Here is a 26,922-nt window from a genome sequence, read left to right on the forward strand (position 1 = left end):
GCGGCGCCCACTCTACTGCGCCGCGCTCCGGCGGTTCGCATAGGTGCGAGTCTGGCTGTGGCAGGACGGGCACAGGTACCGCAGGTTCTCGACCCGGTTGTCCAGCCGGTCGCCGCTGATGTGATCAATCTCAAGGACCAGTCGCTTGCTCTGCCAAGTCTCTCCGATGCCGCACTCCGCGCAGATGTGTGGAACACCGAGGTCGTCGAGTGCCCTCCTCAGCAGCATGGTCTTCATGCGAGAGGCGCCGGCCGGGAGCAGGCACAGGATCTCGGCGGCTGACTTCCGATTGGGTGCTTGCCGCCCGGCCTGGTGCCCTTGGCCGACGAAGTGATCAGTCGAGATCCGGTACGCCGCGATGCTGCGCTTCACCGGCGAACGTCCCACGCCGCGGTCCGCGTGAGTGAGAGCGCGCATCACACCGGCCAGGCTCCGTGACTCCAAGACCGCGCGGACGAGTTGTTCGCGGGGAATCAGCTCCTGGCCGCCATTGCCGCGTCGGCCAGTGAAGTGCGAGGTGTCGATACCGAAGCGGTCGAGCTTCGTACGGAGGTGGCTGTACGCACTCTCGTACAGGGGTACGCCCATGAACTCGAGCATCCCCCGGATGCTCTGAGCGTGGGCTGCCGCTTCCTGGAGCAGCACCTTCGTATAGGCGTACGGCTCGCGCTTGGGAAGGGGTTCATCCACGAAGTGGGAGGTGTCGATGCCGTAGTGCCGCAGTCGGCCGCGTACGTATCGATGGGGGCCACTGCCCAACGGTGCCCCTAGTCGGCGCAGCAGGTCGACGACACTTGTGGCGACGGCGGCGGTGCGGGCGAGTACGTCCTTGGGGTACTTCGCGGAGCTCATGCCGCATCCCCCCGCCTGCGGCCGCGGTAAGTATCAGTCACTGCATGGCAGTTGGGGCACAGGAGCCGCAGATTCTCCGGACGATTGTCCCACCAGTCTCCATTGATGTGGTCGACCTCGAGCCGGAGCGGCTTGTTGTTCCACTCTGGACCGGTCCCACACATTGCGCAGCTCTCCGGGATCCCCGTCCGCAGCAATTCACGGCGGAGCCGCTCGCCCGGCACCCTGCCTTCCTCCGGCGGCCGGACTGTCAGCACAGGTCCCCTTGACCCTTTGGTGCCGCCCCGACGCGTTGGGGTGAAGTGCGACGTGTCGATGTCCAGCGCCGTGAGCCGACGGCTGATGTGCGTGTGGTTGCCGCCCACCGGGCTGAGGCCCAGTCGGCGGACGACCTCCCTGATGCTGGAGGAGGCAGCCACGGCCGCACGAAGCCTCTCCTCGGTGTGCCGTACCCGATTCGTCGGGTAGTGCGACGCGTCTATCCCCGCCTCTGCCATCTTCTGGCGCAGGTAGCGCCTGCTGCCCGGAGTCGGTATTCCGCCGCACCAACGGACCGCGTCGTCCCAGGTGGTCGTGTGACACGCTGCCTCGGCGAGCAGCTCCCGGGTGTATCGGACCGGCATCGTGCATCTCCTCCGTCCCGGTCGCACGTTCGCAACCTCGCACGGAGCAACGAACCGCTTATCGGATGGTTACCTCCGAAATACGGAACGGCCCGCGCCGCTTCGTGCGCGATGCGGGCCGTCCAGCCGGGCGGCATGCCTCAGACGCCGAGGTCCTTGATGATCTTGGCGACGTGGCCGGTCGCCTTCACGTTGTACAGCGCCCGCTCGACCTTGCCCTCCTCGTCCACGACGACCGTCGAGCGGATCACGCCCGTCACCGTCTTGCCGTAGAGCTTCTTCTCACCGAACGCGCCGTACGCCTCCAGGACCGACTTCGACGGGTCGCCGACCAGCGTGACCTTGAGGTCCTCCTTCTCGCGGAACTTCGCGAGCTTCTCCGGCTTGTCGGGGGAGACGCCGATCACGTCGTAGCCCGCGCCCGCCAGGATCTCCAGGTTGTCGGTGAAGTCGCAGGCCTGCTTGGTGCAGCCGGGAGTCATGGCCGCCGGGTAGAAGTAGACGATGACCTTGCGGCCCTTGTGGTCGGCGAGCGATACGTCGTTGCCGTCCGCGTCGGGCAGGGTGAAGGCCGGGGCGGTGTCGCCGGGCTGGAGTCGCTCGCTCATTCTCGGTTCTCCTCAAGGGGTACGGGCGTACGGCACCGAGCGTAATAGGGGTGCCGTGGGGTGCGGTGGGCGTCGAGCTGACAGACTGTCGAGGAAGCACTGAGGAAGAACTACCGGATACGACGACGGAGGCGGCGCGGTGTCGGACGCCAGGACCCCTGCGCAGATCGAGGCGGACATCATCCGCCGGCGCGAGCGGCTTGCCGAGACGCTCGACGAGATCGGGGTGCGTGTGCACCCCAAGACGATCATTGGGGATGCGAAGGCCAAGGTCGCCGCGACAGTGGACCAGACCGCCGGGCGGGCGTGCGTCGCCGCGAACCGCGTGGTGACGGATGTGAAGGCCCGGTTCGTGCACCCGCACGGCGCGCCGCGGCTGGAGCGTGTGGTGCCGGTGGCGGTGCTCGTCGTGGGCGTCGTGGGGCTGCTCGCGCTGTCCGCCAGGAAGCGTAAGGCGTGACCGGTGTGACCCCGGCGGCGTGCGGATCGGCTTTCGGCAGGTAGGTTCGGTGTCGTGAGCGACAACACCCTCGACAAGCACGACAAGCTGCCGATCAAGATGCTGCACGACCGGGTACTGGTCCGGTCGGACGCCCCCGAGGGCGAGCGGCGCTCGGGCGGCGGCATTCTGATTCCTGCGACCGCGGCCGTGGGCCGTCGGCTGGCCTGGGCGGCGGTGGTCGCCGTCGGGCAGAACGTCCGCACGGTCGAGCCCGGGGACCGGGTGCTGTACGACCCGGAGGACCGGGCCGAGGTCGAGGTGCGCGGTGTCGCGTACATCCTCATGCGGGAGCGCGATCTGCACGCGGTCGCCGCGGACCGCTTCGAGGGTGCCGAGGACTCGACCGGGCTGTATCTGTAGCAGCATCTGTAGCGGTATCTGCAGCAGGACCCGCAGCAGCCGCAGCAGGACCCGCAGCTGTCGCGATCTTCAGCTGGGGGACGGTCCGGGAAGGGCCTGGTGACTCCGGTCACCGGGCCCTTCCGTGCCGTTTGCTACCTTGGGGGGAACCCGACGAGACGCGCCGTACCGGGCCATGCAAAGACGACGCACCCCGTATGAAGTCCGCGTCCCGGAGGTGCCGTCATGGCCTGGGTTCTGCTTGTTGTCGCCGGTCTGCTCGAGGTCGGCTGGTCGATCGGGATGAAGTTCACCGACGGGTTCACCCGGCTGTGGCCCAGCCTCTTCACCGGTGCCGGGATCGTCGCGAGCATGCTGCTGCTGTCGCACGCGGCCAGGACCCTGCCGATCGGTACCGCGTACGGCGTCTGGGTCGGCATCGGCGCGGCCGGTGCGGCGGTGGTCGGCATGCTGGTGCTGAACGAGCCGGCGACCGCCGCCCGGATCTTCTTCGTCGTGCTGCTCCTGGTCGCGGTGGTGGGGCTGAAGGCGACCTCCGGGCACTAGGCGTTCTGTCCGGTGGGTTGATCACGAGCGGCCTGTCCGGCACGGGCGCACCAGGCACCCAGCGGCGGTCGCTCGTCGCACAACGGCGGTCGCTCGTCGCGCAGCGGCGGTCGCTCGTCACCCTGCGGCGGCCCCGTGGTACTCACAGGCGCCGGGGGACGACGTCCCATCCGCCGGACCCGCCCGGGTTGTCCGTGTCGCCGTCGGTGCCGCCGTCCGACGGCCCTCCGGTGGTCGAGCCGCCGTCCGTCCTGCCACCGTTCGTCGCCCCGTCCGTCGTGGTGCCGCCGCTGGACGGCCCTGTGGTGGTCCCGCCGGTCGTCGGGCTTCCCGTCGGCGGCCCGCCGTCCGTTGCGCCACCGTCCGTGGACGCGCCGCCGGTCGCCGGACTCTGCGACTGGCCCTCCGTCCCGCCGTCCTCGGCCGGGCCCGTGGTGTCCGGGGACGCCGACGAGTCGTCGTCCGACTCGCTCGGCTCGGCCGGCGGGGGCAGTTCCTCGTCCGTGCCCTCCGTGGGCGCGAGGTCGAAGTCCTTCACCTCCCTGCCCGTCAGCGCCGCCGCCGTGAACTGGCCCCAGATCCGGGCGGGCGCCCCGCCACCGTTGATCCGCGGCAGCCCCAGCGCCCCGTACAGCGGTTTCTGTACGCCGGTGTCGGGGTCCTGACCCATGACGGCGACGACGGTGGCCAGATCCGGGGTGTAGCCCGCGAACCAGGCCGCCTTGTCCCCCTCCGCGGTCCCGGTCTTTCCGGCGGCGGGCCGGCCGGCGGACAGCGCCGCCATGCCGGTGCCCTGCTCGACCACGCCTCGCAGGACGGCCGTGGTGGTGTCGGCGGCCTCCCGGCTGACGGCCTGCCTCACCGGCGCGTCGGGCAGCTCGATCTCCGCGCCGTCCTTGCTGATGCTCTCGACGAGCGTGTACCTGCCGTGCCTGCCGTGGTTGGCGAGCGTCGCGTACGCCTCCGCCATGTCGAGGACGCTCGCGGTGGCCACGCCGAGCGCGATGGACGGGGTCGCGGTCAGATCGGGGGTGTTCTCCGGGACACCGAGCGCGATCGCGGTCTCCCGCACCCTGCTGGGCCGTACGTCCTGGGCCATCTGCGCGTACACCGCGTTGACCGACGCGTCCGTGGCGTCGCGGACGCTGATGTGACCGTACGAGATGTTGTCCTCGTTCTCCGGGGCGTAGCCGACCGGTCCGTAGGCACCCACCACCTCGCGCTGGTCGGTTCCGTCGTAGACCGTGCTGGGAGTGATGCGGCGGCCGTCCTGGGTCGAGGAGCCGTTCTCGATCGCAGCGGTGAGGACGAACGGCTTGAAGGTCGAGCCGACCTGGTAGTCGCGGCGCGTGGCGTTGTTGACGTACTGCTTGGTGTAGTCGATGCCGCCGTACATGGCGACGACCTCGCCGGTGGCCGGGTCGATGGAGGCGCCGCCGACGCGGACGTTCCGGTCGGCGGGCCGGGTGCCGTCGCGACGGTTGGCCATCACATGCTTGTCGACGGCTGCGGCGAAGGCGTCCTGCTTCGCCTTCTCCAGCGTGGTGGTGATCCGGTAGCCGCCGTGGGCCAGGGTGTTCTCGTCGATGATCCTGTTGTTGGTGAGCCAGTCCTCAACGGCCTGGACGACATAGCCGCGCTGTCCGGACAGCCCGGTGGCGGGCCGCGCGGTGTGCGGTGTCGGGAAGGTCAGGGCGGTCCGCTCGGAGGCGGGCAGCCATTGCTCCGTCACCATGCCGTCGAGGGTGTAGTTCCAGCGGGCGAGCGCGTTGGGCAGGTTCTCGGGGTGGGTGGTGACGTCGTACGCGCTGGGGGCGTTGAGCAGTGAGGCGAGGTACGCGCCCTCGGCGGTGCCGATCTCGCTGATGTCTTTGCCGTAGTACGCGTGCGCGGCGGCCTGGATGCCGTACGCGTTGCGTCCGAAGTAGCTGGTGTTGAGGTAGCCCTCCAGGATGTCGGCCTTGCTCTCCTCGCGGTCGAGCTTGATCGCGATGAAGAATTCCTTCACCTTTCGGGTGACCGTCTGCTCCTGCCCCAGGTAGTAGTTCTTGACGTATTGCTGGGTGATCGTGGAACCCGACTGTCTGCCCTTGCCGGTGACGGTGTTCCAGGCGGCGCGGACCATCGCCAGCGGGTCGACGGCCCGCTCGGAGTAGAAGTCGCGGTCCTCGGCGGCGAGTACCGCGTGCTGGACGGTCCGCGGGACCTGGGCGAGCTGGATGTTCTCCCGGTTGACCTCGCCGTCGCGGACGATCTGGGTGCCGTCCTTGTAGAGGTAGACATTGGACTGGGCGGTGGCCGCGGAGTTGGCGGGCGGGATGTCGACGAGCATGTAGCCGGCGAGGAAGCCGCCGATCAGGACCAGCGCGAACAGCAGGAACGCCCCGAGCGTCATCCGCCAGGTGGGGATCGCCCGGCGCCAGCCGGTGCGCCTCGGGCGGGTTCTTGCGCCCACACCGCCCATGCCGCCTACGTCGTCCACGCCGCCCTTGCCGCCTACGCCGCCCTTGCCGAATCTGCCACCTGTTCCGCCCCTGCCGCCCACATCGCCCGGCCGGCTGGGCGTGGGTCCGACCATCGTCGGATCCCGCGGATCCCAGCGCTGCTGCTGTGGCTCGTCGCTCATGTCTGTGGAGACTCCTCGGCCCCGACCGGAGGTCTCCCTCCGGAGTAACGGTGTCATTTCGGGCGATTCGCTTGGTGTGCCCATACTGCACTTCTCGCCCTGCTAACCCCCGGACCCCCGCTCGGAATACGGTCGCGGCGACCAGTTCCGCTCGGCTAGGGTCGGGCGCTTTGGTGCGTTTCGGCATGTGCGCTGGGAGGAGGGGCTGTTGTGAGGCTCTACGCGGTCGTTGCGGCAGGTGGATTCCGGCGCTATGCGACGTACCGAGTGGCGACGGCGGCGGGAGTGTTCACCAACACCGTTTTCGGCTTCATCATGGCGTACACCTATATCGCCCTATGGGATGAGCGGCCGCAGCTCGGCGGCTACGACCTCTCCGAGGCGCTGACCTATGTGTGGCTGGGTCAGGCCCTGCTGATGACCTGCGCCATGATGGGCGGCGGTTTCGAGGACGAGCTGATCGAGCGGATCCGTACCGGCGACATCGCCATCGATCTCTACCGGCCCGTCGACCTCCAACTGTGGTGGCTCGCGGGTGACTTGGGCCGCGCCGCCTTCCATCTGCTCGGCCGCGGTGTGGTGCCGATGCTGCTCGGCGGCCTCGCCTTCGATCTCGCGCTGCCCGTCTCCCCGCTCGCCTGGCCGGCCTTCCTGCTCGCCGTGACCCTCGGGGTGGTGGTGAGCTTCGCGGTGCGCTATCTGGTCGCGCTGTCGGCGTTCTGGTTGATGGACGGTGCGGGCGTCATGCAGATCACCTGGCTGGCCGGGCTGTTCTTCTCCGGGATGCTGCTGCCGCTCACCCTCTTCCCCGGCGCGCTCGGCGAACTGGCCCGCCTTCTGCCCTGGTCCTCACTGCTCCAGGTCCCGGTGGACGTCCTCCTGGGCAAGTACACGGGATGGGGGCTGGCCGAGGCGTACGCCTTCCAGGCCGGGTGGGCGGTGGCGCTGCTCGGCGCCGGGCGGCTGCTGCAGTCGGCCGCGACGAGGAGGGTGGTGGTCCAGGGTGGCTGAGTGGGAGCGGCCGGGGGTGGTGCGGAGGCTGCGGACCGTGCCGCCGGGCGGACTGCGAGGCGGGCTGCGGGGCGGGCTGCGGGCCTATGTCCTCATCGCCGTGATGTGGATGCGCTCGACGATGACGTACCGCGCGTCCTTCGCGATGACGGCGTTCGGGAACTTCGCGGCGACGTCGTTCGACTTCGTCGTGATTCTGCTGATGTTCGCGCATGTGGACGCGCTCGGCGGGTACAGCCTGCCCGAAGTCGCCTTCCTGTACGGCGCGGCCGGCACCGCTTTCGGCCTGGCCGACCTCGTCATGGGGTCGATGGACCGGCTGGGGCGGCGGGTGCGCGACGGCACGCTGGACACCCTGCTGGTGCGGCCCGCCCCGGTGCTCGCACAGGTGGCGGCGGACCGCTTCGCGCTGCGCCGGCTCGGCCGGATCACCCAGGGTCTGCTGGTGCTCGGCTACGCGCTGCTCGTGCTGGACATCGCGTGGACGCCGCTGCGGGTCGCCATGGTGCCGATGATGGTGCTCAGCGGAGCGGTGATCTTCGCGTCGATGTTCGTGGCGGGCGCGGCGTTCCAGTTCGTGGCGCAGGATGCCGCGGAGGTGCAGAACTCCTTCACGTACGGCGGCAACACGCTGCTGCAGTACCCGCCGACAATCTTCGCGAAGGATCTGGTGCGGGGCGTGACCTTCGTCGTACCGCTCGCCTTCGTCAACTGGCTGCCCGCGCTGTACGTCCTGGGGCAGCCCTATCCGCTGGACCTGCCGCGCCCGCTGGCGTTCGCGCCGCCGCTCGTCGCGGCGGTGTGCTGCGTGCTCGCCGGACTGGCCTGGCGGGCGGGCCTTCGTTCGTACCGGAGCACGGGGAGCTGACGCGTCATGGACTTCATCAACGACACCGCCGACGACTCCATCAACATCGTCAACGACTCCATCAACACCGTCGACGACACCGCCAGTGACACCGTCGGCATGTCTGTCGGCGACTCCGTCGAGGACTTCATCGAACTCGACGGGGTGGAGAAGGTCTTCGACGTACGGCGCAGGACAGGCCTGCTGCGCCGCGAGAAGACGCAGGTACGGGCGGTCGACGGCATCACCTTCCGGGTGCCGCGCGGCGAGATGGTCGGTTACATCGGCCCGAACGGCGCCGGAAAGTCCACCACCATCAAGATGCTGACGGGCATTCTGACGCCGAGCGGCGGACGGCTGCGCGTCGCCGGTATCGACCCGTCGCGCGAGCGGACCCGGCTCGCGCAGCGCATCGGCGTGGTCTTCGGGCAGCGCACGACGCTGTGGTGGGACCTTCCGCTGATCGACTCGTACCGCCTGGTCCACCGCATGTACCGGATCCCCGGCGCGCGCTACCGGGAGAACCTGGAGCGGTGCGTGGACCTGCTGGACCTGGGCGAGCTGCTGAACGTACCCGTACGGCAGCTGTCGCTCGGGCAGCGCATGCGCGGCGACATCGCGGCGGCGCTGCTGCACGACCCGGAGGTGCTCTACCTCGACGAGCCGACGATCGGCCTCGATGTGATGTCGAAGGCGAAGGTGCGGGAGTTCCTGCGGAATCTGAATGCCGAGCGCGCGACGACCGTGCTGCTGACGACGCACGATCTGACCGACATCGAGCAGCTCTGCAAGCGGGTCATGGTCATCGACCACGGCCGGCTGATGTACGACGGCGCGCTGGCGGGGCTGCACGAGGTGGGCGAGAGCGAGCGGACGCTGGTGGTGGACCTGGAGCGGCCGCTGCCGCCGATCGAGGTGGCGGGGGCGCGGACGGTACGGGTCGAGGGGCCGCGGCAGTGGCTGTCGTTCCCGGCGTCGGAGTCGGCGGCGCCGATCGTGGCCGCGATCGCGGCGGAGTATCCGCTGGTGGATCTGTCGGTGCGGGAGCCGGACATCGAGGCGGTGATCGCGAAGATGCTGTATCGCATGGAGGACCGGCCCGGCAGCCACGTGGCCCGTCAGCGGTGAGTCCGGCCGGTGAGGCTCGCGACGCGGGCCGGCGTCCGCAGTCGGTGCTGTAGGTGCTGTGGGTACGGCGACGGCAACGCGGATTGACTAGGCTGACCGTATGACGAGCGATCTTCCGGAAATGCGGGCCTCCGACGCCGAGCGGGAGCGGATCGCCGAGCGGCTGCGCGACGCGGTGGCCGAGGGGCGGCTCGACATGGAGGAGTTCGAGGAGCGCCTGGACGCCGCGTACAGGGCGCGTACGCATGGGGAGTTGGAGCCGCTGGTACGGGATCTCCCCGCACCGGGAGGCAGCTCGGCGCCGCTCGCGGCCGTACCCGCAGCCGACGGTGCCGTGGACTGGTCCCGGCGTGTGGGTCAACCGCCCACGTCCTCGGGGGCGTTCGCCTTCTGGAGCGGGTTCATGCGCAGGGGCACGTGGACCGTCGGCCGTAACTTCACCGCTGTCGCACTCCAGGGCGGCGGCGAGATCGATCTTCGCGACGCGAACTTCGAGGACCGCGAGATCGTGATCCGCTGCTTCACGCTCATGGGTGGCATCCAGGTCACCGTTCCCCCGGAGCTGCACGTCGAGGTCAAGGGCTTCGGCATCATGGGCGGCTTCGACGAGAAGGACGTCGACGAGGCCGTCATCACGCCGGGCTCGCCCCGCGTGGTGATCACCGGCTTCGCCCTGATGGGCGGCGTCGGCGTGGAGCGCAAGATGCGCAAGGCCGACAAGCTGCGGCTGAAGGAGGCCCGCCGCCGTGCACGCCTGGAGAAGGGCGAGCGCGGCGCGGAGGCACGGGGCGAGCTGGAGTAGCGCGCCCGCGCCCGCCGCGCCCGCCGCGCCCGCCGCGCCCGCCGCGCCCGCCGTTCCCGCTCCCGCGGCTGCCTGCCACGCGGCCGCGGGAACTCGACGTGCGTCCCAGGAGTAGGTCAGATAGGGAAGGGACGATACGTACGCGGACGGGTGGAGCGGATGAAAAGAACGGATCGCGCCAATCCGGAGCCCCAGGGGGTCCCCGGAGAGCCCGGCCCGCCGGCGGCGAACGAGCCCGGGACGGTGGCGTCCGGCGCCGCGCAGAGGCCTGGGCCGGGGCCTGGGCCGGGGGCGTCTGCTGCCCTGGCGGCAGCGGCCGGTCCTGGTGGGGCCGCGGGTCCGGAGCGCCGTGACGGTGGCGCGGGCTTCGTCGGCGCGCCGGCTGCCGCTGGGCGGGACGGGGTGTCCGGGGCGTCCGGCCAGTCGTCCGCGCAGGGGCCCGAACTCGGGTCGGGGGAGTCCGCTGCCCCGGGCACGTCGGGGTCTGGTGGGGCCGCGGGCCCAGAACCGAGTGGCGGTACCGGCTCCTCCGATGCCCGGCCCGGCGGAGGCACGGCCAGTGGCCCGGCAGGCGACACGGACATGACAGCGGCCGACAGCGGAGCACGTGGGCCCGGCCGGACGGCCGGAGGTGCCGGAGGTGGGACCGGCAGGGTGGCAGGAGGTGCCGGAGGTGGGACCGGCCGGGTAGCCGGAAGCGCGGCAGGCGCCACAGCCGACGGCGAGGTGCATGACACCGGCGGAAGCCTCGTCGGCGGCGCCAGCGGCACCGGCGGCACCCGCGGCGGCCCGGCGGGTGGCACCGGGCTGGCCCCTGCCGAAAGTCCCGCAGGCGGCACAGCCGAAAGTCCAGCGGGCGGCACAGCCGAAAGTCCGGCAGGCAGCACCGACGGAGGCTCCGCGGGCGGCACCCGCATGACAGCGGCCGACGGTGCGGCAGGCGGCACAGCCGGGAGCCCGGCGGGCGCCACAGCCGAAAGTCCGGCAGGCAGCACCGACGGGGGCCCCGCGGGCGGCCCCCGCATGACAGCGGCCGACAGTGCGGCAGGCGCCACAGCCGAAAGTCCAGCGGGCGGCACAGCCGGGAGCCCGGCAGGCGCCACGGCCGAGAGTCCGGCAGGCGGCACCGGCGGAGGCCCCGCGGGCGGAACCCGCCGAAGCCCGACAGACCGCACCGGCCAGGCGGCCACTTCCGCGACGACCGCCGGAGGCACCCGCCCCGCCCCCCTCGCCTCGTTCGCGTACACAGCCGCCGACGAGGAGAAACGCCGCGGCGTTCGCCGGATGAAGTCGATGGCCACCGGTCTGCTCCTGCTCGTCGCGCTGATCTTCACGCTTGCCACCTGGGCGAAGAACTCGGGAATCGACGGCTGGCCCGGCTACGTCGCCGCGGCCGCCGAAGCCGGCATGGTCGGCGCGCTCGCCGACTGGTTCGCCGTTACTGCGCTGTTCAAGCACCCCCTCGGCATCCCCATCCCGCACACCGCGATCATCCCCACCAAGAAGGACCAGTTCGGCGCCTCCCTCGGCTCGTTCGTCGGCGAGAACTTCCTCTCCGGCGAGGTCGTCCGGGCCCGCCTGAGCGGCCTCTCCCTCGGCGGACGGCTCGGCGCCTGGCTCGCTGAGCCCGCGCACGCCGACCGGGTCACCGCCGAGCTGTCGACCGCCCTGCGCGGCGCGCTCACCGTCCTCCGGGACGCCGACGTCCAGGCGGTCGTCGGCGAGGCAATAACGCGCCGGGCCGAGGCCGCCGAGATCGCGCCCGGCATCGGCAAGACCCTCGAGAAGGTCGTCGCGGACGGCGCTCATCACCGCGCCGTCGACCTGATCTGCGCACGCGCCGCCGACTGGCTGGTCGAGCACGGTGACTCCGTCATGGACGCGGTCCAGGGCGGTGCCCCCGGCTGGACGCCGCGTTTCGTCGACCGGAGGGTCGGCGAGCGCGTCTACAAGGAGCTGGTCCGCTTCGTCACGGAGATCCGGGACATGCCCGCCCACCCGGCGCGCGGCGCCATCGACCGGTTCCTCGCCGACTTCGCGTTGGACCTCCAGGCCGACACGGACACCCGCGGGCGGGTGGAGCGCATGAAGTCGGACATGCTGTCCCGCACCGAGGTGCAGGACATCATCGCCTCCGCATGGTCCTCCGTACGCGCCATGATCATCTCGGCCGCCGAGGACGAGCGCAGCGAGCTGCGCCTGCGCGCCCGCGCGTCCCTCATGTCGTTCGGTGCCCGACTGGCGACGGACGGCCGGATGCAGCAGAAGCTGGAGGGCTGGGTAGAGGACGTCGCGGTCTACGTCGTCACGACGTACCGCGAGGAGATCACGTCCCTCATCAGCGACACCGTGGCGGGCTGGGACGCCGAGCACACCTCGCGCAAGATCGAGGCACACATCGGCCGTGACCTGCAGTTCATCCGTATCAACGGCACGGTCGTCGGCGCGCTGGCCGGTCTGCTGATCTATACGGTCGCGCATGCGCTGGGTGCGTGAACGAGCGCCGGCGGCGGACGCAGAGCGCCATGCGCGTGAAAAAGTGCTGGGCGCGTAGACCGGACCCTGTCGTCCGGTTACGCGCCCAGCCACCATGGGGGAGTGCCCATACGTACGTACGGGCCCCCGCCCCCGTTCAATCCCGTGTGGAGCGGTTCGCTCAGGCTGCCCGACGGGTGACGGCCCACGATGCGAGCGCAACCCCACCCGCCACGGTGAACACAGCAGGCCACGCCCCCACCTTCTTGGCCAGCGGATGCGACCCGGCGAACGCGGCCACGTACGCCGCACTCAGCCCCGCCGCGGCCTTCCCCCCGGCCTCCTGCTGCCACTGCCGTGCGGCGACGGCCCCGGCGGCGGCCAGCGCGACCCCGCCGAGCGGCCGCTTCTTGGTCCACCGGGCGACGCCGTAGCCCCCGATGAGGCCGCTCGCCGCGACTGCCGCTGCCGGAATCCTCGCCATGATTGCCGCCCTTCGTTCGGTCTTGGACTGGCTTGAGCCTAACGAGGGGGTCGGTGGGCAGGAGCCGGGCCGGGGCCGGGGCTCGACCTGCGCCGGGCCGCCCGCCCACTGCCCACCGCGCACCGCCTCCCGTGCCCCGCCCACCGTGCAGCGCGCACCCGCCTCAGTGGAAGAACTGCCCGCGCACGGCCCCGTCAGGGAACTCCGCCGTGTGGATGTTGGAGTAGTAGTTACGCGGGTTCTCCCGGACCCGCTTCACCACGTCCGGGTTCTGCCCCGCCAGCCGCCCGCTGACGGCGAAGATCCCGTCCGGCACCGGCCGGTTGAAGAAGTCGAAGACGACGTCGCCGTTCTTGCCGAACGTGCCCTTGTGGACGTGGCCCTTCGACGGGCTCTGGATGTTGACCCAGGCGAAGGAGTAGTCCACGGCCGTTCCCTTCGGGTGCAGGAACGTGACCGCGTGCCCGTCCGGGTCGCCGACCTTCGACGCGTCGTTCTTCGGGACCTCCTGGTCGCCGTTGGCGAGCGCTCGCAGCTTGCCGCCCTTGATGATTTCCAGCGGGTTGACGTTCCGCTTGAGCGGCTTCAGCTGGCCCCGTACCGCCCCGCCCGGGAACTCCGCGCTGTGCAGGTTGACGTAGAAGCCGGCGGGGTTGCTACGGATGCTCTCGGCCAGCTTCGCGTCGGTGACCGCGACCTGCCCGGCCGCGGAGTGCACGGTGTCGGGCATCGCGCTGCCGAACAGCGGCACCTTCACCGCCCCGTTCTTCCCGGCGACGCCCTCGTGGATGTGGCCGAGGCTCGGCACGAAGCCCTTCCACTGCAGTGCGAACGTGACCCGGTCCCCCTTCACCTTCACCAGGGCGATCGCCTTGCCGTCCGGGTCGTTCACCGCGGGCCCGCCCTGGACGGGCACCTCATGGGCGCCGGAGAGCTCGGCGGCGAGGGTCACCGCCTTGCCGGCGGCCGGCGTGGTGAACGTAGCGGCGTTGCCCGTCTGCGTACCTCCGCCCCCCGCTCCCGACCCATGGCTGCCGTGCCCGCCATGCCCCCCGTGCGCGATCGCCGGAGTAACACCCGTAACACCGACAACAATTGCCGCTGCCGTCACCGCGAGAAATCGCTTCTGCATTGTTCTCATCCTCCCGTTGAGGCCGACTCGCATCGAGTCGGTCGCCGGGAAGTACGCGCCGCGGCTCGCGGTTGTTCAACAGAAAATCTCTTTAATTCGATTGAACCGCCGGTCAGTTGCGGCCGTACAACCCTACGTACCCACACACACCGAACCGGGGGATCACCATGCGCAGCGCCCGTACCAAAACGACGTTCCTCGCCGCTTCGGCGGCCACGCTCGTCCTGCTCACGCTGACCGCCTGCGGCGGGTCCGACGAGCCCGCGGACGTGTCCGCGGGCAAGCCCGCCAAGCCCGCCAAGCCCGCAGCCTCCGTCAAGATCGCGGACTCCCCGCTCGGCCGGATCCTGGTCGACGATTCGGGCCGTACGCTGTACGGATTCACCAAGGACAAGCCCGGCGCCGCGAGCGCCTGCGACGCCGACTGCATCGCGGTCTGGCCGGCCCTCACCTCGGCCGAGGACGTCACGGCCGGCAGCGGCGCCAACGCCTCCCTGCTGAAGGAGACCAAGCTCGGCGAGGGTGCGGAGCAGGCGACGTACGGGGACTGGCCGCTCTACTACTACGTCGGCGACGCGACGCCCGGCGACCTCAACGGGCAGGGTCTGGACGGCGAGTGGTTCGTGATCGCGGCGGACGGAAAGCTCATCAAGAAAGCGATCTGACGTCACCCGGAATTCGCCTCTCCATTCCTTCATGATTCCGTAACAGACGTAATCCAGTTCGGTTACGGCCACCCATGGATCTGCGGTGGCTGGAATTCAGCTCTCCCGCCGCAGCCTGCCGTTCCCGGTGACCGCTGCCTTGTCGGATGTGGCGACCGGGGAGGAGGCCGCAGCGACCAGCTGATCCATGGACAGAGCCGCCTTCCGGACAGCCGGATCCGTTGCGATGACGGGCCGCGGAACGCACCCTGGAGTAAGAGGTAGGGAGACCGTTATGCCCACGCTCGAGGAACAGATCGACATCACGGCACCCGGTGACGTGGTCTGGGACCATTTGCACCAGGTCGAGGACTATCCACGGTTCGTCGGAGGCGTACGGGAAGCCCGGCGCGCAGGCACCACCGGCGTACACATGGACCTGGAGCCCGGCGGCGGCACGGCCCGCGGGATCGACGCTGCCACCGATGACCTCCGTCCCAACGAGACGATGACCTGGAGAACCACGGAGGGCCCGCACCTGAGCGGCTCCGTATCGCTCCTCCCCATCGACGCGACCCACACCAGGATGCAGCTACGCATGGAGTACGACCCCGCCGAGGCGCACAATGCCTTCGGGGGGCCCAAGGGCTTTGCCCAGTCCTCCGCCATCGAACGGACCGTCCGGGAGGACCTCCACCAGTTCAAGGACCTGGTGGAGCAGGCACACCCCATCAAGTAACGCCACGATGCCCCGCACGCAGGGGCTGACGGAACCGTACGGCGAAGGTGACCCGTCATGACGCAACACTGGAACATCGACTTGTCGTTCGAGGAAGACGGAACCCGGACCGCCTGCAAGGCCTCCCTCAGCGGGGAAAATGCCCCCGGCGTCCAGGGCATGGGAGTAGCCAGGCGTAGCCCCGGCGACACCCCGGACGCGAAGATAGGCGAGGAACTCGCAGCAGCCCGCGCCTGCTCCGAACTGGCCCACGAGCTTGTGGGCCGAGCCGCCGCCGATGTGGAGAGCCACACCCACAGGCCGGCCGACATCGCCATCTGACCTGACCCGAGACCAAGAACCCGAGACCAAGAACCCGAGACCAAGAACCCGAGACCAAGAACCCGAGACCAAGAACCCGAAAGCAAGTGGCCAGGGCCGGGGCATCAGCCCCGGCCCTCGGCGTACCCAGCGGTGTACCCGGCTTCAAGCGCCGGCCGGCGTACGTCCGGCGGACCCGGGTTTCGGCGCGTATCCGGATTTCGGCGGGTTCCGGCCGCCCCGCGGAGCAGCCGGAACCTCAGCCCCAAGCCCTGGGCGTACCCCGCACCTCGAACCCCCTGAGCCCCTCGGGCTCCTCTTCCCGCACCTCGGCCCCGCTCACCTTCGCCGTCGGCGGCCCCTGCCGAGCCCACCGCACCAGCGTCTCGACGGCGTCCGCCTCCCCCTCGAACACGGCCTCGACATCCCCGTCGGCCAGGTTCCGCACCCATCCGGACACCCCGTACTCCAGGGCCACGCGCCTGCACGTGTCCCTGTAGAACACGCCCTGGACCAAGCCTGAGACGATCACGCGCTTCCGCACCATGACTCCGGATCGTACGAGCCACCAGGCCGACGGCGAGGACGACGCGGCGCGAGCCTCGGGTCTGCCCCGCTTGCTCGTCCGCCGTCAGGCTGTCGTCGTGCTGCCGTCAGGGCCAGAGCTTGTACGTCACCTCTTGCGACGCGTTCGCCGGCTTGCTGTCAGTGGTGAATTCGATGTGCAGCTGGGTGAAACGCAGTTGCTCAGGATGCTTGTCCCAGCGCTCCGGGAGCTCGAGCCTGACGTTCACGGGGTAGGAGTGGAACTTGCCTGCGGCGCAGTAGGGGATGCAGTCGTTCACGTAGTTGAGTCCACTACCCGTGGCAGACGTCGATCCCCAGTTGGTCCACTTGAGCTTGGTGAGGCCGTTGTTGCCGTCCCCACAGGCGATCAAGTACTCACCGGGTCGCACCTGCGGCTTCGAGAAGCAGTCGACGACCACCACGACGTCGACACGTGGCTGTGACCCTGCGGACGGGGAAGCGGAAGTGGAAGCGGATGCCGGCGCAACGGCCACTGCGAGCGCCGTAGCGGCATAGATCAGGACCGCTGCCTTCAGCTTGTGTCTCTGCATGTCTGCTCCCAGCCGTCTCTCTGAGCCCACATGGCCCTGCGTAAACACCTTGACCCGCCGCGCCCTGCGATCTCCGCGCCCGGAGGCGGGCTCCGGACGGGCGCTGTCGACCTCCTCCCACCGGTTGCTCCTGTATCGACGCTACGACCGCGCCGGAGGTCACACCAACCGCACAGGTGACAACTTCACAGAGCAACACATACCTACCCGCTTCATCGAGCAGCCTCAGGCGGGGGCAATCGTCCGGGCCCGTTCGTACAACGCTCCCGCGTGCTGGTTTCGCAGGTGGGGACGGACCGCGGCCATCATTGACCGGTACCGGTCATCACAGCGCCCCGACCGCACGTGCCGGTAGTCGTCGAGCATCCTGTGCCAGTCGACGCAGGCCTCCTCCAGCCGCCCGACCTGGAGCTTCCGCTCGGCGAGCATCGCCCCGTGGCGTACCCGCGCCCGCCGGTACACGGACTCCCGCAGACGGTTCGACTCCTGCAGGGCTTCGACCGAACCGTCGACGTGCCGGGTGGACACGCCTGCGCGGGATCGTGACGCGCGCTTCGCCATCACCCAGGCCCGCTACGGCCTCGGCGGCGTCCTCGCGTCGCTGCCCGGCTGTCTGTACGTCAACCATCCGCATCGCATCGGAGACGCGGAGTTCAAGACCTCCGGTCTTGCAGCCGCAGCGCGGTGCGGATTCCAGATCCCGGCAACGCTGGTCACCTCCGACCCGGACGCCGCCCGCGCCTTCATCAAGAGATCGCGGACGTACGCGTGACCGTCATCGGAGACCAGGTCTTCAGGGTCCGGATCGACTCGGGGCTGCTGGACTGGCGTACCGATTACGACCGGCTCACGTACACCGTCATGGACCCCTCCACCCGACATCACCGAAGCCCTCCACCACTATCTCGCCTTCTTCGGTCTTGTCTTCGGAGCATTCGACTTCGCCGTCGACCGCGACGGTGGATGGTGGTTCCTGGAATGCAACCCGTCCGGTCAGCGGGCGTGGATGGAGCCGGAAACCGGACTGCCCTAGGTCGGCCATGGCCGACCTACTGGAACGGAAACACCGATGAGCGACGACAAGACCCTTCGCGAGGACCTGGTCAATCGCCTGGCCGCCAGTGGTGACCTGCGATCGCCGCAGTGGCGACAGGCTGTGCTCGACATCGCTCGACACGAGTTCCTGCGAGGTGGCTTCTTCCAACGAGTGGACGGCAACGGCCCGACCGGCTGGGAGCCGGTCATGCCCGACGCCGCCGCGTGGCTACCGGCCTGCTACTCGGACGAATCGCTGGTGACCCAGATCGCGGGTGCCATCGTCCCAGCCGACATCCAAGGCCGGATCCTGCGCCCGCCGACCAGCTCCAGTACCCTGCCCAGCCTCGTCGTTCGAATGCTTGAGGAACTCCGTGTCGAGGACGGGATGCGGGTCCTGGAGATCGGGACCGGCACGGGCTACTCCACCGCGCTCATGTGCCACCGGCTCGGCGACGACCATGTGACCTCGGTCGAGGTCGACGAGGACGTGTCGAGCCGCGCCAGAGCTTCACTCGGCGCGGTCGGCCATATGCCCGGGCTCGTCGTACGCGACGGCCTGACCGGCTACGAGGCAGGCGCTCCGTACGATCGGATCATCGCGACCTGCGGCGTCCTCGACATCCCCGCGGACTGGCTCGCGCAGACCCGGCCCGGGGGCCAAATCCTCGCCACCGTGTGCGGCTGGCTGTACTCCTCCGCACTCGCCCGCTTGACCGTGCACGAGGACGGCACCGCCACCGGACGCCTCCTCGGCGGACAGATCTCCTTCATGCTCGCCCGCCCTCAGCTCCCGCCGCCGCTCGGGATGCTGCCCGACATGAAGGCCGGCGAAGAGCGCGAAGCGGTCCTCGGCGCGGATGCTCTCGACGACTGGACCGCCCGCTTCGTAGCCCAGCTCGCAGCCCCGAGAGCCCAACGCGTCCAGATGTCGTTCGACGGCGGCTACACAGCGGACGTGCTGCTGGACGTGGAGGCCGGCTCGGGGGCGGCGCTGCACCGCGAGGCCGGTCGCTGGCTCGTACGGCAAGGCGGCCCGGGGCGTGTGTGGGACGAGGTCGAGGACTACGTTGCCCGCTGGCGTCGGGATGGCGCACCTGGCCTCGATCAGTTCCTCATCACGGCTACCCCAGACCGGCAGACCATCAGTTGGGCAACCTGACCTGCTAAATCAGCCGATCTCACCATCACGTACGGCAGCGGTGAAGTTGTTCCAGACGTGCGCGGGGAACGCGAGTAGTGGCCCTCGGGGATCCTTACTGTCCCGAACGGCGGTTCCCCCAGCCACGCGTGCGGCCTCCACGCACTCCGTGCCGCTGCCCCCGCTGTACGAGGACTTGAACCACTGGACGGCGTCGCGATCCATTACAGCTCCCTGCAAGCCTGATCGAGGAGCGCAACCGACGACGGAATGTCCAACGCCTGTGCGCGCAAGTATTCGAACGCCAACTTATAGCGCTCGAGCTCCTCGGGCTTCTCCATAAAGAGGCCGCCGCCGATGACATCCACGTACACCACATCGAGCTCCGGGGCAGGCCCACCCAGGACGACGAAGCTGCCAACGGCGGCGGCATGCGCGCCACTTGCGAACGGCAGTATCTGGACGGTGATGTGAGGCTGCTCCGTCAGCAAGACCAGGTGCTCCAACTGCCCACGCATGGCGGCACATCCACCAACCATGCGGCGAATGACGGCCTCGTCGATCACGGCCCAGATGTGCGGCGGCTCTTCTCTCGTCAGCAACTCTTGCCGCTTCATACGGATGTCGACCATGTGCGCAATCTCTTGCTCACTACACCGCATCTCAGAGGCGCGGTGAACCGCCTCTGCGTACGCGCGCGTCTGGAGCAGACCTGGGACGTACATGCAGGCGAAGTGATCCTCCCGCACGACCTCGTCTTCCAGCGTCAGCATGAGGTTCATCGACTCGGGGATCGGGTCGGCGAGGGATCGCCACCAGCCCTGGATCTTGGCACCCTTGGCCAGCTCAACAAGAGTCTGACGCTCCTGCTCGGTCGCGCCGTACTCGCGGCAAAGTGCATCAACAGCAGGCCACTTAACGGTTCCCTCCTTCTTCTCGTACCGACTCAGGGTCGCCTTCGAGATCCCAACGAGTGCACCTGCCTCTTCCAGGGTGAGGCCTTTGCGCTCCCGCAGACGACGCAGGTCTGCGCCCAACTGGCGCCTGCGGGTGGTCGGTCCAACTGCCATGGTCGAGGCCCTCCATGTCGATCTACCTGAGCGTGCATGCCTCAGTGGCGCAGAGACAAGACGGCGTACGCCAGGGGCGCGCTGCCCCTCCCGTGCTCCCTCAAGGCATTTCTGAGAGTTCCATTTTGAAAGTTCCGCTGTCACGCTGGAGGAGCGAGACGTTACACAACGCAACGCCCGAGAATCGCTGGAGGTTGGCGGAGATGAACGAGTGTCGCTGTGAAGTACCGCGTAAGGCTTGGGAACTATCCTTCCTGGCCGAGGCTCGGGAGGTTGCCGGGCTGCGGCGCGTGATGCGTCTCCACCTCAACCGCTGGGGCCTACCGGAACTTGTCGATCCGGCTCAGCTCTGTGTGACCGAGTTAGTCGCGAATGTGGTCCGGCACGTGGGTCCCGAGACCCCCACGACGCTCGCGGTCTCGATGAACGGCACGAACCTTCGTATCGAGGTCCAGGACCCCGATACGAGGGCGCTCCCCACGCTCATGTCGGCGCGATATGACGACGAAGCCGGCCGAGGCATGGCTCTGGTGGATGCCACAGCGGATCGGTGGGGCGTTCTGCTGCGCGCCGACTCCAAGGTCACTTGGTGTGAGCTGGCGACCGCTCTGCCGTCCCCCAACGGACACACGGGTGGTGCTCGGAACGATGAGGCTGAAGCGCTCCTGGTGCTCTTTCAAATGTGCCGCTCTCCGTACGCGTTGGGTAGCAGGCGGATCGGCATGGCGAAGTTGGAGGAGGCGGCGATCGACCTCATCGCCGACCTCCTCCGCTGGCTCGTCGCCCACGGGTGCGACGTTGACTTCGCGCTCGACGGGGCCCAGGCGAATTTGGATGCATGCCTCTAACGCGATGCCATCGTCTGGACTAGCGCTGTCACTGATTCGATTCGCGAGCCTCACGGGGCCAGACTGCGATGGCAATCTTGGCGAGGTCCGCTTGGCGCTCCTCTATCCCCTCTGTGCGCCAGCGGGCACCCTCAGAGTCCCAGAGACGGTCGACCCCGGTGTCCCGAGTTATGAGTAGCGACGAGGCGCTGTACGCGTCGACCTTCTCGGGGTGGGCCTTGTTTGATGCAGCTCGATTCTTCCGTCCATGCAGCAGAGTCTGGTTGCCGAGCCTGTTGACCCAGGTTGCGTGGTCCTCGAGGCGGAGGTCGGCTTCGGGCGACTGGGGATATATGTGCTCGACGTGCACGGCGCTCGACCCTGCCACGACAACATCATCCACGCCCGCTTCGCGCCTGAGATGCTGCTCGACCTTAGTGAGCAAGTACCTGGCCTGGGTGCTCTTGGGGATGGGAGCTTGCTCGAAGTCGGACTGGAATGCCTGGTCGTCCGGCGTCCACTCGATGATCTGTTGAACGGCTGAAGACAGATGCAAACCACTGCTCACCTGTTTGGCGAGGTCAAACATCTTCTCCTCGAGGAGTGTGGACTCGCGCCGGCCAACTACCGTCCAGCGCACGTAGTAGCTGATCAGTGCCTGCGTCACAGTGACCATCTCGCTGTATTCGGACTTTCCCGACACTGCAAGTAGCAACGGATAAGAGGCGTCGGCGCCAAGGACCTTGATTTCGTCCAGCAAGCTGTCCAGAGTTTCGACCCCAGTGCCAGAGGTGATCAATGCGAGATAGCGAACCGAAGCATTCTGGAGTTCAGCCGCGAAGTTCCTCACTTCGTATCGTGGGGTAACCGCCTCAAAACGCTGCGTCAGACTGGCCCTGATGGTTGTATAGAGACTATGCGATCTGACGTCGCCGTGCCGGGCGACCCAGAAGTGGCGGAGGAACTTCTCTATGTCCTCCCGTCGCTCGAAGCCGTCGAGGAGCGATTGCCAGGCATTGTTCACTCTATCTTTCTCGCCATCATCCCTGCTCTTTTCCATCAGGAAGTTTCGGACGAGATCGACGGTAGACAAGTCTTTCCCGCGAGAATTGATGGTTTCGAATACCTCATTGGCATCGCTGGAAGTGGGTGTCTGCACCTCGACGAATACAAGACCCTTTACTAGGCAATCTTTAAGCTCGTCAAGCCAATCGAGGCGGTCGTCCTCCATCGGGATTTCTTGTAGCGCTGAAGCTACGTGCGAGTGAAATAGCGAACTGGCGTCCTCTATCAGTTTGTGTGAGGGGCGAGATGACTGCTCTGTGTTTGCGACTTTCCCGGTGGTCTCGTTCCAGTCTTGAATGAAGTCCCTGAAGAAGTCCCGATCGAAGAGGGAGAGGGTTAGGAAGTATTGTGGACGCGAGTGGCGGCCGTCTTTTCGTGCGATGTAGTCGCGTTGGATGTTGTTCGCCATAACGCGAGCTTCGGTCGAAGCCATCCTGCCGAGGGTGTCTCTAATGGTGGCGATGAGGATAGTTGAAGTGGTGAGGCGCTGTTGTCCATCAAGGAGTGACCGGCTGGTTACCTTGTCGTCCGTAATGGTGACGATGGGGCCGATGAAGTATTCTGCCGATGCTTCAGTTCCAGCGCGGCGAGCCCTCATAAACTTCTGAATGTCGGACCAGTACGTGTCAACCTCCCTCTTCCCCCAGGCGTACTGCCGCTGGCTGTCATTGGGCACCTCTACAGGCGGATTGTTCGCCCCGATGAGTTGCCCGAGGGTCTGACGGGCTGCGTGCTTGATGATCGCCATAAATTCTCCTCCCCGAGTTTTGGCAAACGATAGCGCCCAGTACCGCGGTCATGCATGAAAGGGTTCGCATGGCGGGTTGAAATCATTGGACGAATTGGGGCGGGCGGGATCTTTTCTGTCAAACATCCCTTATCTGGAGATACTGGATAACTGCGTGTCCTGATGGCCGCGCACTCGGGTGTTCTGGCGATCCCCCTGATAGTTTTGTGGCTTCCCGGATGGGATAGTGGAAACGCGGAAGAATGGGGAGCCTGGTTTTGGGGACAAGTCCGCATCACCTGCACGCAATTTTGGTGAAGGTGTGCGAATCGGGGGCGTCGACCTTCAGTGAAGGTTGGGCTGTAGCGCTTGAGACGGAGTGGGAATCAGACGAGTTTGCGCGTCGGCATGCCGAGGTTGCGTCTCTGCTATCTGAGACGATTCAACAGATACAAGCGCTGCCGGAGCGTTCTCGGATTAGATTTTCGCGCTACTTTTCTCAGTGGTGGCAGGCTATCGTGCAGCCGAATGTCGGTTGGGCCGACCCTGCGCGCCCCGCCCGAGTGCTAATCACTCAAGAGATGCTCGACCACCTCGAGTCGGCGGCTGACCTCGTGGCGGGAGCGTTGCATGACACGAGTTCCGCTCCCCAAGGGGATAACCTTGAGGCCCTGAGTGACAGTTGCAATTCATGGCTCGCGATCATTGCCGATACACCCGACTCTGAGCTGCCAGCAGGGTTGAAGGATCAGATCGTTGCTCAGATCCATCACCTTCTCTGGCTCATAAGTAATGTAGAGATCTTCGGCGTTGCTCGAGTTTCACGCGAGACGAATAGCGTAATCGGCTCGCTTGCTCAGGCTTCGACTGTCTTGACCGGGGCTGATGCTGAGACAGGTGGAAAATGGAAGCGAGCATTTCTCGGATTTGTGGCAGCGTCAGTCGTCTTCACCACCGGCGCAACCCAACTGCAGTCCGCAATTGAGGCAGGCTCTGGGGTGGCAAAGGAGATAGCGCAGGTCGTGGACGCCGTCACGAACTCCGTGGAGTGATCCCCCCCGTGGTCAGGTTCGGGCTTCGAGGCCCGAACCTGACCGCGGCGGCAGAGAAGTTAGCCTGCTGCGATCGCTGAGTAGGTCAAGACGTCAGCCGGCACCTCGTGTTGGAGCTTCCATGTGATGCCCATCGGCTTGCTGCCCTTGTGCTCGACGTAGTCGGCTCGGCCCAACAGCATCCAGGGCTGTGGCCCGCCAATGTCCGTCTTCTTGTAGCGGCGGACGAAGAGGAGGACGTGAGTGCCCTGTTCCTTGTGGGCCTGGTAGCGGACACCCGTTGGGGACGTATCCGAGGTCTGGTTCTGGGACTCCCAGTGGAACAGGGAGTCACTCATGGCGTAGTCCCGGTAGCGCGTCTGAGGTGAGAAGTCCTTCTCGTCCTTCTCCAAGGTGATCAGGAGCGCATCGGCGCGGATGTTCTCGCACCACTTCACACCCTCACGGAAGTGGCCGGGCATGAAGCCGCCGATGAAGGACTGGCCCAGGGCGGGGAGGATCTCCTCGCGGCTGTACGAAGCGTGGACCGTGAGGGGGAGGCCGGCGAGGTCACCGAGGAGAGGGACCGGGACGTGGTCTGCCCGGTCAAGGACGTGGGCCAGAACCTGGCGGAGTTCGTTGCGGAAGGCGTGGTGCGGGCGGAGTGAGTCCAGCGCCTCCTGGTACGTAGCGAAGCCGCCGAGAGGCCAGAGCGAGAAGTAGAACATGCGCGCGTACGCTTGCTCGCGTTCGCTGAGGTCGTCGTACGCCGGGGCGTCGTCCTCGAGAAGTTTCGTGTACGCAGCGACGCGCTGAGGGTCGTCCACATGAAGGAACGCGGAGACGCGCTTGAGGAGCGCCTCTTCGCCTTCCGGGGCAGGAGCGGGCAGGAGCTTGGCGCGGCGCAGGAGGCCCGTCCAGGAGTTGCCGTTGCCTCGGTAGATCTCCTTGAGCTCGCGGCCGCTCTCCTTGAGGTATTCCGAGAGCCGAGGCTCGCCGTACTGGCTGACCTCACGGGCAAGCTGCGTCACATTGACGCTGATCTGGCTGCGGATGTTGTCGATGATCATCTCCTTGGCCTTGGACTCAAGGACGATCTGACAGCCGGAGGGAAGCTTCGGGAAGTCGTGCTCGATATTGGTCAGCAGTCGGTTGCGCGTCAGATTGGTCAGGGCTCGGAACTGCTCCTCGAAGCGGAACTCCTTACGGTGCTGGCCGATGAAGTCCAGGACGGTGAGCACTGCCTTGCCCTCGGTCCGTCGGAGACCGCGCCCCAGCTGCTGAAGGAAGACAGTGGCGCTCGATGTCGGGCGCAGTAGGAGAAGCGTGTCGACGTCCGGGATGTCCAGACCTTCGTTGAAGAGGTCGACCGAGAAGATGACCTGCAGCTCACCTGACCTCAGGGCGTCGAGTGCCGCCTTGCGTTCATCACGAGGCGTCTCGCCAGACAGTGCGACAGCGTTCAGGCCGGCACGACGGAAGAAGTCCGCCATGAAATGAGCGTGCGGGACGGACACGCAGAAGCCAAGGGCCCGCATGGAACCAGGGTCGGTGACCTTGTCCATGACGGCCTGAACGACGAGGCGGGCACGGGCGTCGTTGCCAGTGAAGAGGTTGCTGAGTGCCGAGGCATCGTACGAGCCTCGCTTCCAGGTGATGGCACTCATATCGGTGTTGTCCGTCACGCCGAAATAGTGGAAGGGACTCAACAGGTCGTTCTCAAGCGCCTCCCAGAGCCTCATCTCTGCAGCGATGCGCCCGTCGAAGAACTCGTCTTGAACGTTGCGGCCATCCATCCGTTCCGGCGTGGCCGTCAGGCCGAGCAGTTCGCGGGGGGTGAAGTGATCGATGATCCTTCGATAGGTGGGCGACACCCCATGGTGGAACTCATCGATGACGACAACATCGAAGTGGTCGGGAGCAAGACGCTCCAGTGACCGAGCATTGAGGGACTGGACGCTGGCGAAGACATGCTTCCAATCCTCGGGAACGATGCTGCTGTGCAGTTCCTCGCCGAAGTTGGCGTCGACCAGCACGTCTTGGTACGTGCGGAGCGACTGCCGAAGGATCTCCTGGCGGTGGGCGACGAACAGCAGGCGCAGATCTGGGCCGTACTTCTGCCTCAGGTGCTTGTAGTCGAGAGCAGCCATGACGGTCTTGCCAGTGCCTGTCGCGGCAACCAGCAGGTTCCGGTGACGGCCGTGGACTTCGCGCTCCACCTCAAGCCGTTCCAGCATGTCGCGCTGGTGTGGGTACGGGCGTACCTCCAGCCCGGAGAGGGTGACGTGACGACCATCGGTGCCGCTGGTTCCCCGGCCTGCCTGCTGCAGCGCTTCATCGAGGCGCGTGGCGTCACGATGGGGGTCGTACAACTCGAAGGCCGACTCGCTCCAGTAGGAGTCGAAGGTCGCTTCAAACTTGCGCAGCACATCGGGAGTGGCGATGGACGAGAGGCGGACGTTCCACTCCAGGCCGTCGAGGAGCGCAGCCTTCGACAGGTTGGAGCTGCCCACGTACGCCGTGTCGTATCCGCTGTTACGGCGGAAGAGCCATGCCTTGGCGTGGAGGCGCGTCGATCGCAGTTCGTAGTTGACCTTCACCTCTGCGTTGAACTTCTGCACCAAACGGTCCAAGGCTCGTCGCTCCGTGGCGCCGATATACGTCGTGGTGATGACGCGAATCGGTACGCCTCGCGCATGAGCTGCTTCAAGGGACTGCTCGATGACCCGCAGCCCGTGCCATTTGACGAAGGCACAGAGCAGGTCCACGCGGTCAGCCGTTGCGAGCTCAGCACGCAATTCGAAGCCGAGGCTCGGATCTTCCGGGGAGTTGGTGATGAGTGCGGTCTCGGACAAGGGCGTTGCGGGTCGGATGGAGTAGACGCCCTTGGCTTCCTGCTCAGCGATTGCGAGCAGCTGACGGGGGCCTTCAGCGACAAGATCGACCCACTCGCGAGCACCGTCAATGGTGTTCATCGACTCAAGGATGTGGTTCGCCGCGTGAACGCGTTCCGCCGCTGGCAGCCTCTCAAGGACGCGCCTCATGGTCTCGGCGACGTGCCGCGCGATGACGTGAGGCGATGACTCGGGTCCCACGACGTCATCGATGGCATGCCAGCTACCCCCGGCGCTGAGATTCTTGAGCTGGGTTTCCAATCGCAGGGTGATCAGCTGCTCGTAGAGGCCAGTGACCGGCAGGCTGGCGTCGACGGAACCCGTCATCTATTTCC

The 26,922-nt window shown here is 67.3% G+C and carries 27 protein-coding genes, 1 pseudogene and 1 riboswitch; of the genes and pseudogenes, 15 read left to right on the plus strand and 13 right to left on the minus strand.

The window, feature by feature from the left end; genetic code table 11:
- Positions 1 to 12 precede the first annotated feature (12 nt).
- The 3 genes from AC0699_RS19535 to bcp form a co-directional block, all read right to left on the minus strand.
- Positions 13 to 852, minus strand: coding sequence for an HNH endonuclease signature motif containing protein (locus tag AC0699_RS19535; RefSeq protein WP_478661673.1), 840 nt, complete (start codon positions 850 to 852; stop codon positions 13 to 15).
- Complete coding sequence (locus AC0699_RS19540; protein WP_478661676.1) at positions 849 to 1,475, minus strand: HNH endonuclease; 627 nt, start codon at positions 1,473 to 1,475, stop codon at positions 849 to 851. Before AC0699_RS19540 ends, AC0699_RS19535 begins: the two co-directional genes overlap by 4 nt.
- Before the next feature lie 140 nt (positions 1,476 to 1,615).
- Positions 1,616 to 2,083, minus strand: a complete 468-nt coding sequence (gene bcp, locus AC0699_RS19545) for a thioredoxin-dependent thiol peroxidase (protein ID WP_478661678.1) — start codon at positions 2,081 to 2,083, stop codon at positions 1,616 to 1,618.
- A 139-nt stretch (positions 2,084 to 2,222) separates the two neighbouring features.
- On the opposite strand from bcp, the gene AC0699_RS19550 reads away from it, so the two are divergent.
- From AC0699_RS19550 to AC0699_RS19560, 3 genes are all read left to right on the plus strand, one after another.
- On the plus strand, positions 2,223 to 2,543 hold the full coding sequence (locus AC0699_RS19550; RefSeq protein WP_469770026.1) for a DUF3618 domain-containing protein: 321 nt from the start codon (positions 2,223 to 2,225) through the stop codon (positions 2,541 to 2,543).
- Positions 2,544 to 2,597: 54 nt separating this feature from the next.
- Positions 2,598 to 2,945, plus strand: a complete 348-nt coding sequence (locus AC0699_RS19555; RefSeq protein ID WP_453668067.1) for a GroES family chaperonin — start codon at positions 2,598 to 2,600, stop codon at positions 2,943 to 2,945.
- A 129-nt stretch (positions 2,946 to 3,074) separates the two neighbouring features.
- Positions 3,075 to 3,138, plus strand: a riboswitch (guanidine-III (ykkC-III) riboswitch).
- A gap of 32 nt (positions 3,139 to 3,170) precedes the next feature.
- Positions 3,171 to 3,491 carry a DMT family transporter gene (locus tag AC0699_RS19560; RefSeq protein WP_453668066.1) on the plus strand — a complete coding sequence of 107 codons (321 nt, stop codon included), beginning with the start codon at positions 3,171 to 3,173 and terminating at the stop codon, positions 3,489 to 3,491.
- Positions 3,492 to 3,633: 142 nt separating this feature from the next.
- Here the strand turns inward: AC0699_RS19560 and AC0699_RS19565 are convergent, their stop codons facing one another.
- Positions 3,634 to 6,117: a transglycosylase domain-containing protein gene (locus AC0699_RS19565; protein WP_478661680.1), complete on the minus strand. Its 2,484-nt coding sequence runs from the start codon at positions 6,115 to 6,117 to the stop codon at positions 3,634 to 3,636.
- Positions 6,118 to 6,327: 210 nt separating this feature from the next.
- On the opposite strand from AC0699_RS19565, the gene AC0699_RS19570 reads away from it, so the two are divergent.
- From AC0699_RS19570 to AC0699_RS19590, 5 genes are all read left to right on the plus strand, one after another.
- Positions 6,328 to 7,128 carry an ABC transporter permease gene (locus AC0699_RS19570; protein WP_469770024.1) on the plus strand — a complete coding sequence of 267 codons (801 nt, stop codon included), beginning with the start codon at positions 6,328 to 6,330 and terminating at the stop codon, positions 7,126 to 7,128.
- A 16-nt stretch (positions 7,129 to 7,144) separates the two neighbouring features.
- Complete coding sequence (locus AC0699_RS19575) at positions 7,145 to 7,996, plus strand: ABC transporter permease (RefSeq protein WP_478661794.1); 852 nt, start codon at positions 7,145 to 7,147, stop codon at positions 7,994 to 7,996.
- A gap of 99 nt (positions 7,997 to 8,095) precedes the next feature.
- A complete protein-coding gene (locus tag AC0699_RS19580) occupies positions 8,096 to 9,103 on the plus strand; it encodes an ABC transporter ATP-binding protein (RefSeq protein ID WP_478661798.1) in 1,008 nt (335 codons plus the stop codon).
- Between the two features lie 100 nt (positions 9,104 to 9,203).
- A complete protein-coding gene (locus AC0699_RS19585) occupies positions 9,204 to 9,905 on the plus strand; it encodes a DUF1707 SHOCT-like domain-containing protein (protein WP_478661683.1) in 702 nt (233 codons plus the stop codon).
- A gap of 915 nt (positions 9,906 to 10,820) precedes the next feature.
- Complete coding sequence (locus AC0699_RS19590) at positions 10,821 to 12,401, plus strand: DUF445 domain-containing protein (protein WP_478661685.1); 1,581 nt, start codon at positions 10,821 to 10,823, stop codon at positions 12,399 to 12,401.
- Between the two features lie 160 nt (positions 12,402 to 12,561).
- Here the strand turns inward: AC0699_RS19590 and AC0699_RS19595 are convergent, their stop codons facing one another.
- A complete protein-coding gene (locus tag AC0699_RS19595; RefSeq protein ID WP_478661687.1) occupies positions 12,562 to 12,864 on the minus strand; it encodes a hypothetical protein in 303 nt (100 codons plus the stop codon).
- A 163-nt stretch (positions 12,865 to 13,027) separates the two neighbouring features.
- Positions 13,028 to 13,996 (minus strand): CHRD domain-containing protein, encoded by a 969-nt coding sequence (locus AC0699_RS19600; RefSeq protein ID WP_478661689.1) that lies wholly within the window; start codon positions 13,994 to 13,996, stop codon positions 13,028 to 13,030.
- 167 nt (positions 13,997 to 14,163) lie between these two features.
- On the opposite strand from AC0699_RS19600, the gene AC0699_RS19605 reads away from it, so the two are divergent.
- The 3 genes from AC0699_RS19605 to AC0699_RS19615 all read left to right on the plus strand — a co-directional run bounded on the left by AC0699_RS19605 (position 14,164) and on the right by AC0699_RS19615 (position 15,700).
- Complete coding sequence (locus tag AC0699_RS19605) at positions 14,164 to 14,661, plus strand: COG4315 family predicted lipoprotein (RefSeq protein WP_478661691.1); 498 nt, start codon at positions 14,164 to 14,166, stop codon at positions 14,659 to 14,661.
- A 274-nt stretch (positions 14,662 to 14,935) separates the two neighbouring features.
- Positions 14,936 to 15,379, plus strand: a complete 444-nt coding sequence (locus AC0699_RS19610) for an SRPBCC family protein (protein ID WP_478661693.1) — start codon at positions 14,936 to 14,938, stop codon at positions 15,377 to 15,379.
- A 57-nt stretch (positions 15,380 to 15,436) separates the two neighbouring features.
- The gene (locus AC0699_RS19615; RefSeq protein WP_469770015.1) at positions 15,437 to 15,700 is read left to right on the plus strand and encodes a DUF1876 domain-containing protein; all 264 of its coding nucleotides are present in this window, start codon (positions 15,437 to 15,439) and stop codon (positions 15,698 to 15,700) included.
- A gap of 238 nt (positions 15,701 to 15,938) precedes the next feature.
- Here the strand turns inward: AC0699_RS19615 and AC0699_RS19620 are convergent, their stop codons facing one another.
- From AC0699_RS19620 to AC0699_RS19630, 3 genes are all read right to left on the minus strand, one after another.
- Positions 15,939 to 16,226 (minus strand): acylphosphatase, encoded by a 288-nt coding sequence (locus AC0699_RS19620; RefSeq protein ID WP_478661697.1) that lies wholly within the window; start codon positions 16,224 to 16,226, stop codon positions 15,939 to 15,941.
- A 106-nt stretch (positions 16,227 to 16,332) separates the two neighbouring features.
- A complete protein-coding gene (locus tag AC0699_RS19625) occupies positions 16,333 to 16,797 on the minus strand; it encodes a hypothetical protein (RefSeq protein WP_478661699.1) in 465 nt (154 codons plus the stop codon).
- A 225-nt stretch (positions 16,798 to 17,022) separates the two neighbouring features.
- A complete protein-coding gene (locus AC0699_RS19630) occupies positions 17,023 to 17,325 on the minus strand; it encodes a hypothetical protein (protein WP_478661702.1) in 303 nt (100 codons plus the stop codon).
- A gap of 10 nt (positions 17,326 to 17,335) precedes the next feature.
- Here AC0699_RS19630 and AC0699_RS19635 point away from each other — a divergent pair.
- Both AC0699_RS19635 and tgmC read left to right on the plus strand, forming a co-directional pair.
- Positions 17,336 to 17,870: pseudogene (locus AC0699_RS19635) on the plus strand (MvdC/MvdD family ATP grasp protein); the annotation flags it as partial.
- Positions 17,867 to 18,994 carry an ATP-grasp peptide maturase system methyltransferase gene (tgmC, locus tag AC0699_RS19640; protein ID WP_478661704.1) on the plus strand — a complete coding sequence of 376 codons (1,128 nt, stop codon included), beginning with the start codon at positions 17,867 to 17,869 and terminating at the stop codon, positions 18,992 to 18,994. The pseudogene AC0699_RS19635 and the gene tgmC, both read left to right, overlap by 4 nt.
- A gap of 9 nt (positions 18,995 to 19,003) precedes the next feature.
- On the opposite strand, the gene AC0699_RS19645 is transcribed toward tgmC, so the two are convergent.
- Positions 19,004 to 19,198, minus strand: coding sequence for a DUF397 domain-containing protein (locus tag AC0699_RS19645; RefSeq protein WP_478661706.1), 195 nt, complete (start codon positions 19,196 to 19,198; stop codon positions 19,004 to 19,006).
- Positions 19,198 to 20,043 carry a helix-turn-helix domain-containing protein gene (locus AC0699_RS19650; protein WP_478661708.1) on the minus strand — a complete coding sequence of 282 codons (846 nt, stop codon included), beginning with the start codon at positions 20,041 to 20,043 and terminating at the stop codon, positions 19,198 to 19,200. The genes AC0699_RS19645 and AC0699_RS19650 overlap by 1 nt, the downstream gene beginning before the upstream one ends.
- Positions 20,044 to 20,246: 203 nt before the next feature.
- On the opposite strand from AC0699_RS19650, the gene AC0699_RS19655 reads away from it, so the two are divergent.
- Positions 20,247 to 20,891 carry an ATP-binding protein gene (locus AC0699_RS19655; protein WP_478661800.1) on the plus strand — a complete coding sequence of 215 codons (645 nt, stop codon included), beginning with the start codon at positions 20,247 to 20,249 and terminating at the stop codon, positions 20,889 to 20,891.
- A 28-nt stretch (positions 20,892 to 20,919) separates the two neighbouring features.
- Here AC0699_RS19655 and AC0699_RS19660 read toward each other — a convergent pair whose 3' ends face one another.
- Entirely contained in the window at positions 20,920 to 22,683 is a 1,764-nt protein-coding gene (locus AC0699_RS19660) for a DUF262 domain-containing protein (RefSeq protein ID WP_478661710.1), read from the minus strand.
- Between the two features lie 560 nt (positions 22,684 to 23,243).
- On the opposite strand from AC0699_RS19660, the gene AC0699_RS19665 reads away from it, so the two are divergent.
- Entirely contained in the window at positions 23,244 to 23,714 is a 471-nt protein-coding gene (locus AC0699_RS19665; RefSeq protein ID WP_478661712.1) for a hypothetical protein, read from the plus strand.
- Positions 23,715 to 23,773: 59 nt separating this feature from the next.
- Here AC0699_RS19665 and AC0699_RS19670 read toward each other — a convergent pair whose 3' ends face one another.
- Positions 23,774 to 26,914, minus strand: coding sequence for a DEAD/DEAH box helicase (locus AC0699_RS19670; protein WP_478661714.1), 3,141 nt, complete (start codon positions 26,912 to 26,914; stop codon positions 23,774 to 23,776).
- Positions 26,915 to 26,922 lie beyond the last annotated feature (8 nt).

The organism is Streptomyces sp. NPDC043870 (assembly GCF_056435785.1).

Coding starts and splice junctions, on each gene's coding strand:
- AC0699_RS19660 (WP_478661710.1), bottom strand. CDS start 22,683: ATGGCGATCATCAAGCACGCAGCCCGTCAGACCCTCGGGCAACTCATC.
- AC0699_RS19600 (WP_478661689.1), bottom strand. CDS start 13,996: ATGCAGAAGCGATTTCTCGCGGTGACGGCAGCGGCAATTGTTGTCGGT.
- AC0699_RS19620 (WP_478661697.1), bottom strand. CDS start 16,226: ATGGTGCGGAAGCGCGTGATCGTCTCAGGCTTGGTCCAGGGCGTGTTC.
- AC0699_RS19650 (WP_478661708.1), bottom strand. CDS start 20,043: ATGGCAGTTGGACCGACCACCCGCAGGCGCCAGTTGGGCGCAGACCTG.
- bcp (WP_478661678.1), bottom strand. CDS start 2,083: ATGAGCGAGCGACTCCAGCCCGGCGACACCGCCCCGGCCTTCACCCTG.
- AC0699_RS19605 (WP_478661691.1), top strand. CDS start 14,164: ATGCGCAGCGCCCGTACCAAAACGACGTTCCTCGCCGCTTCGGCGGCC.
- AC0699_RS19540 (WP_478661676.1), bottom strand. CDS start 1,475: ATGCCGGTCCGATACACCCGGGAGCTGCTCGCCGAGGCAGCGTGTCAC.
- AC0699_RS19610 (WP_478661693.1), top strand. CDS start 14,936: ATGCCCACGCTCGAGGAACAGATCGACATCACGGCACCCGGTGACGTG.
- AC0699_RS19615 (WP_469770015.1), top strand. CDS start 15,437: ATGACGCAACACTGGAACATCGACTTGTCGTTCGAGGAAGACGGAACC.
- AC0699_RS19645 (WP_478661706.1), bottom strand. CDS start 19,198: ATGGATCGCGACGCCGTCCAGTGGTTCAAGTCCTCGTACAGCGGGGGC.
- tgmC (WP_478661704.1), top strand. CDS start 17,867: ATGAGCGACGACAAGACCCTTCGCGAGGACCTGGTCAATCGCCTGGCC.
- AC0699_RS19655 (WP_478661800.1), top strand. CDS start 20,247: ATGAACGAGTGTCGCTGTGAAGTACCGCGTAAGGCTTGGGAACTATCC.
- AC0699_RS19560 (WP_453668066.1), top strand. CDS start 3,171: ATGGCCTGGGTTCTGCTTGTTGTCGCCGGTCTGCTCGAGGTCGGCTGG.
- AC0699_RS19625 (WP_478661699.1), bottom strand. CDS start 16,797: ATGCAGAGACACAAGCTGAAGGCAGCGGTCCTGATCTATGCCGCTACG.
- AC0699_RS19595 (WP_478661687.1), bottom strand. CDS start 12,864: ATGGCGAGGATTCCGGCAGCGGCAGTCGCGGCGAGCGGCCTCATCGGG.
- AC0699_RS19565 (WP_478661680.1), bottom strand. CDS start 6,117: ATGAGCGACGAGCCACAGCAGCAGCGCTGGGATCCGCGGGATCCGACG.
- AC0699_RS19585 (WP_478661683.1), top strand. CDS start 9,204: ATGACGAGCGATCTTCCGGAAATGCGGGCCTCCGACGCCGAGCGGGAG.
- AC0699_RS19580 (WP_478661798.1), top strand. CDS start 8,096: ATGTCTGTCGGCGACTCCGTCGAGGACTTCATCGAACTCGACGGGGTG.
- AC0699_RS19590 (WP_478661685.1), top strand. CDS start 10,821: ATGACAGCGGCCGACGGTGCGGCAGGCGGCACAGCCGGGAGCCCGGCG.
- AC0699_RS19535 (WP_478661673.1), bottom strand. CDS start 852: ATGAGCTCCGCGAAGTACCCCAAGGACGTACTCGCCCGCACCGCCGCC.
- AC0699_RS19670 (WP_478661714.1), bottom strand. CDS start 26,914: ATGACGGGTTCCGTCGACGCCAGCCTGCCGGTCACTGGCCTCTACGAG.
- AC0699_RS19665 (WP_478661712.1), top strand. CDS start 23,244: ATGCTCGACCACCTCGAGTCGGCGGCTGACCTCGTGGCGGGAGCGTTG.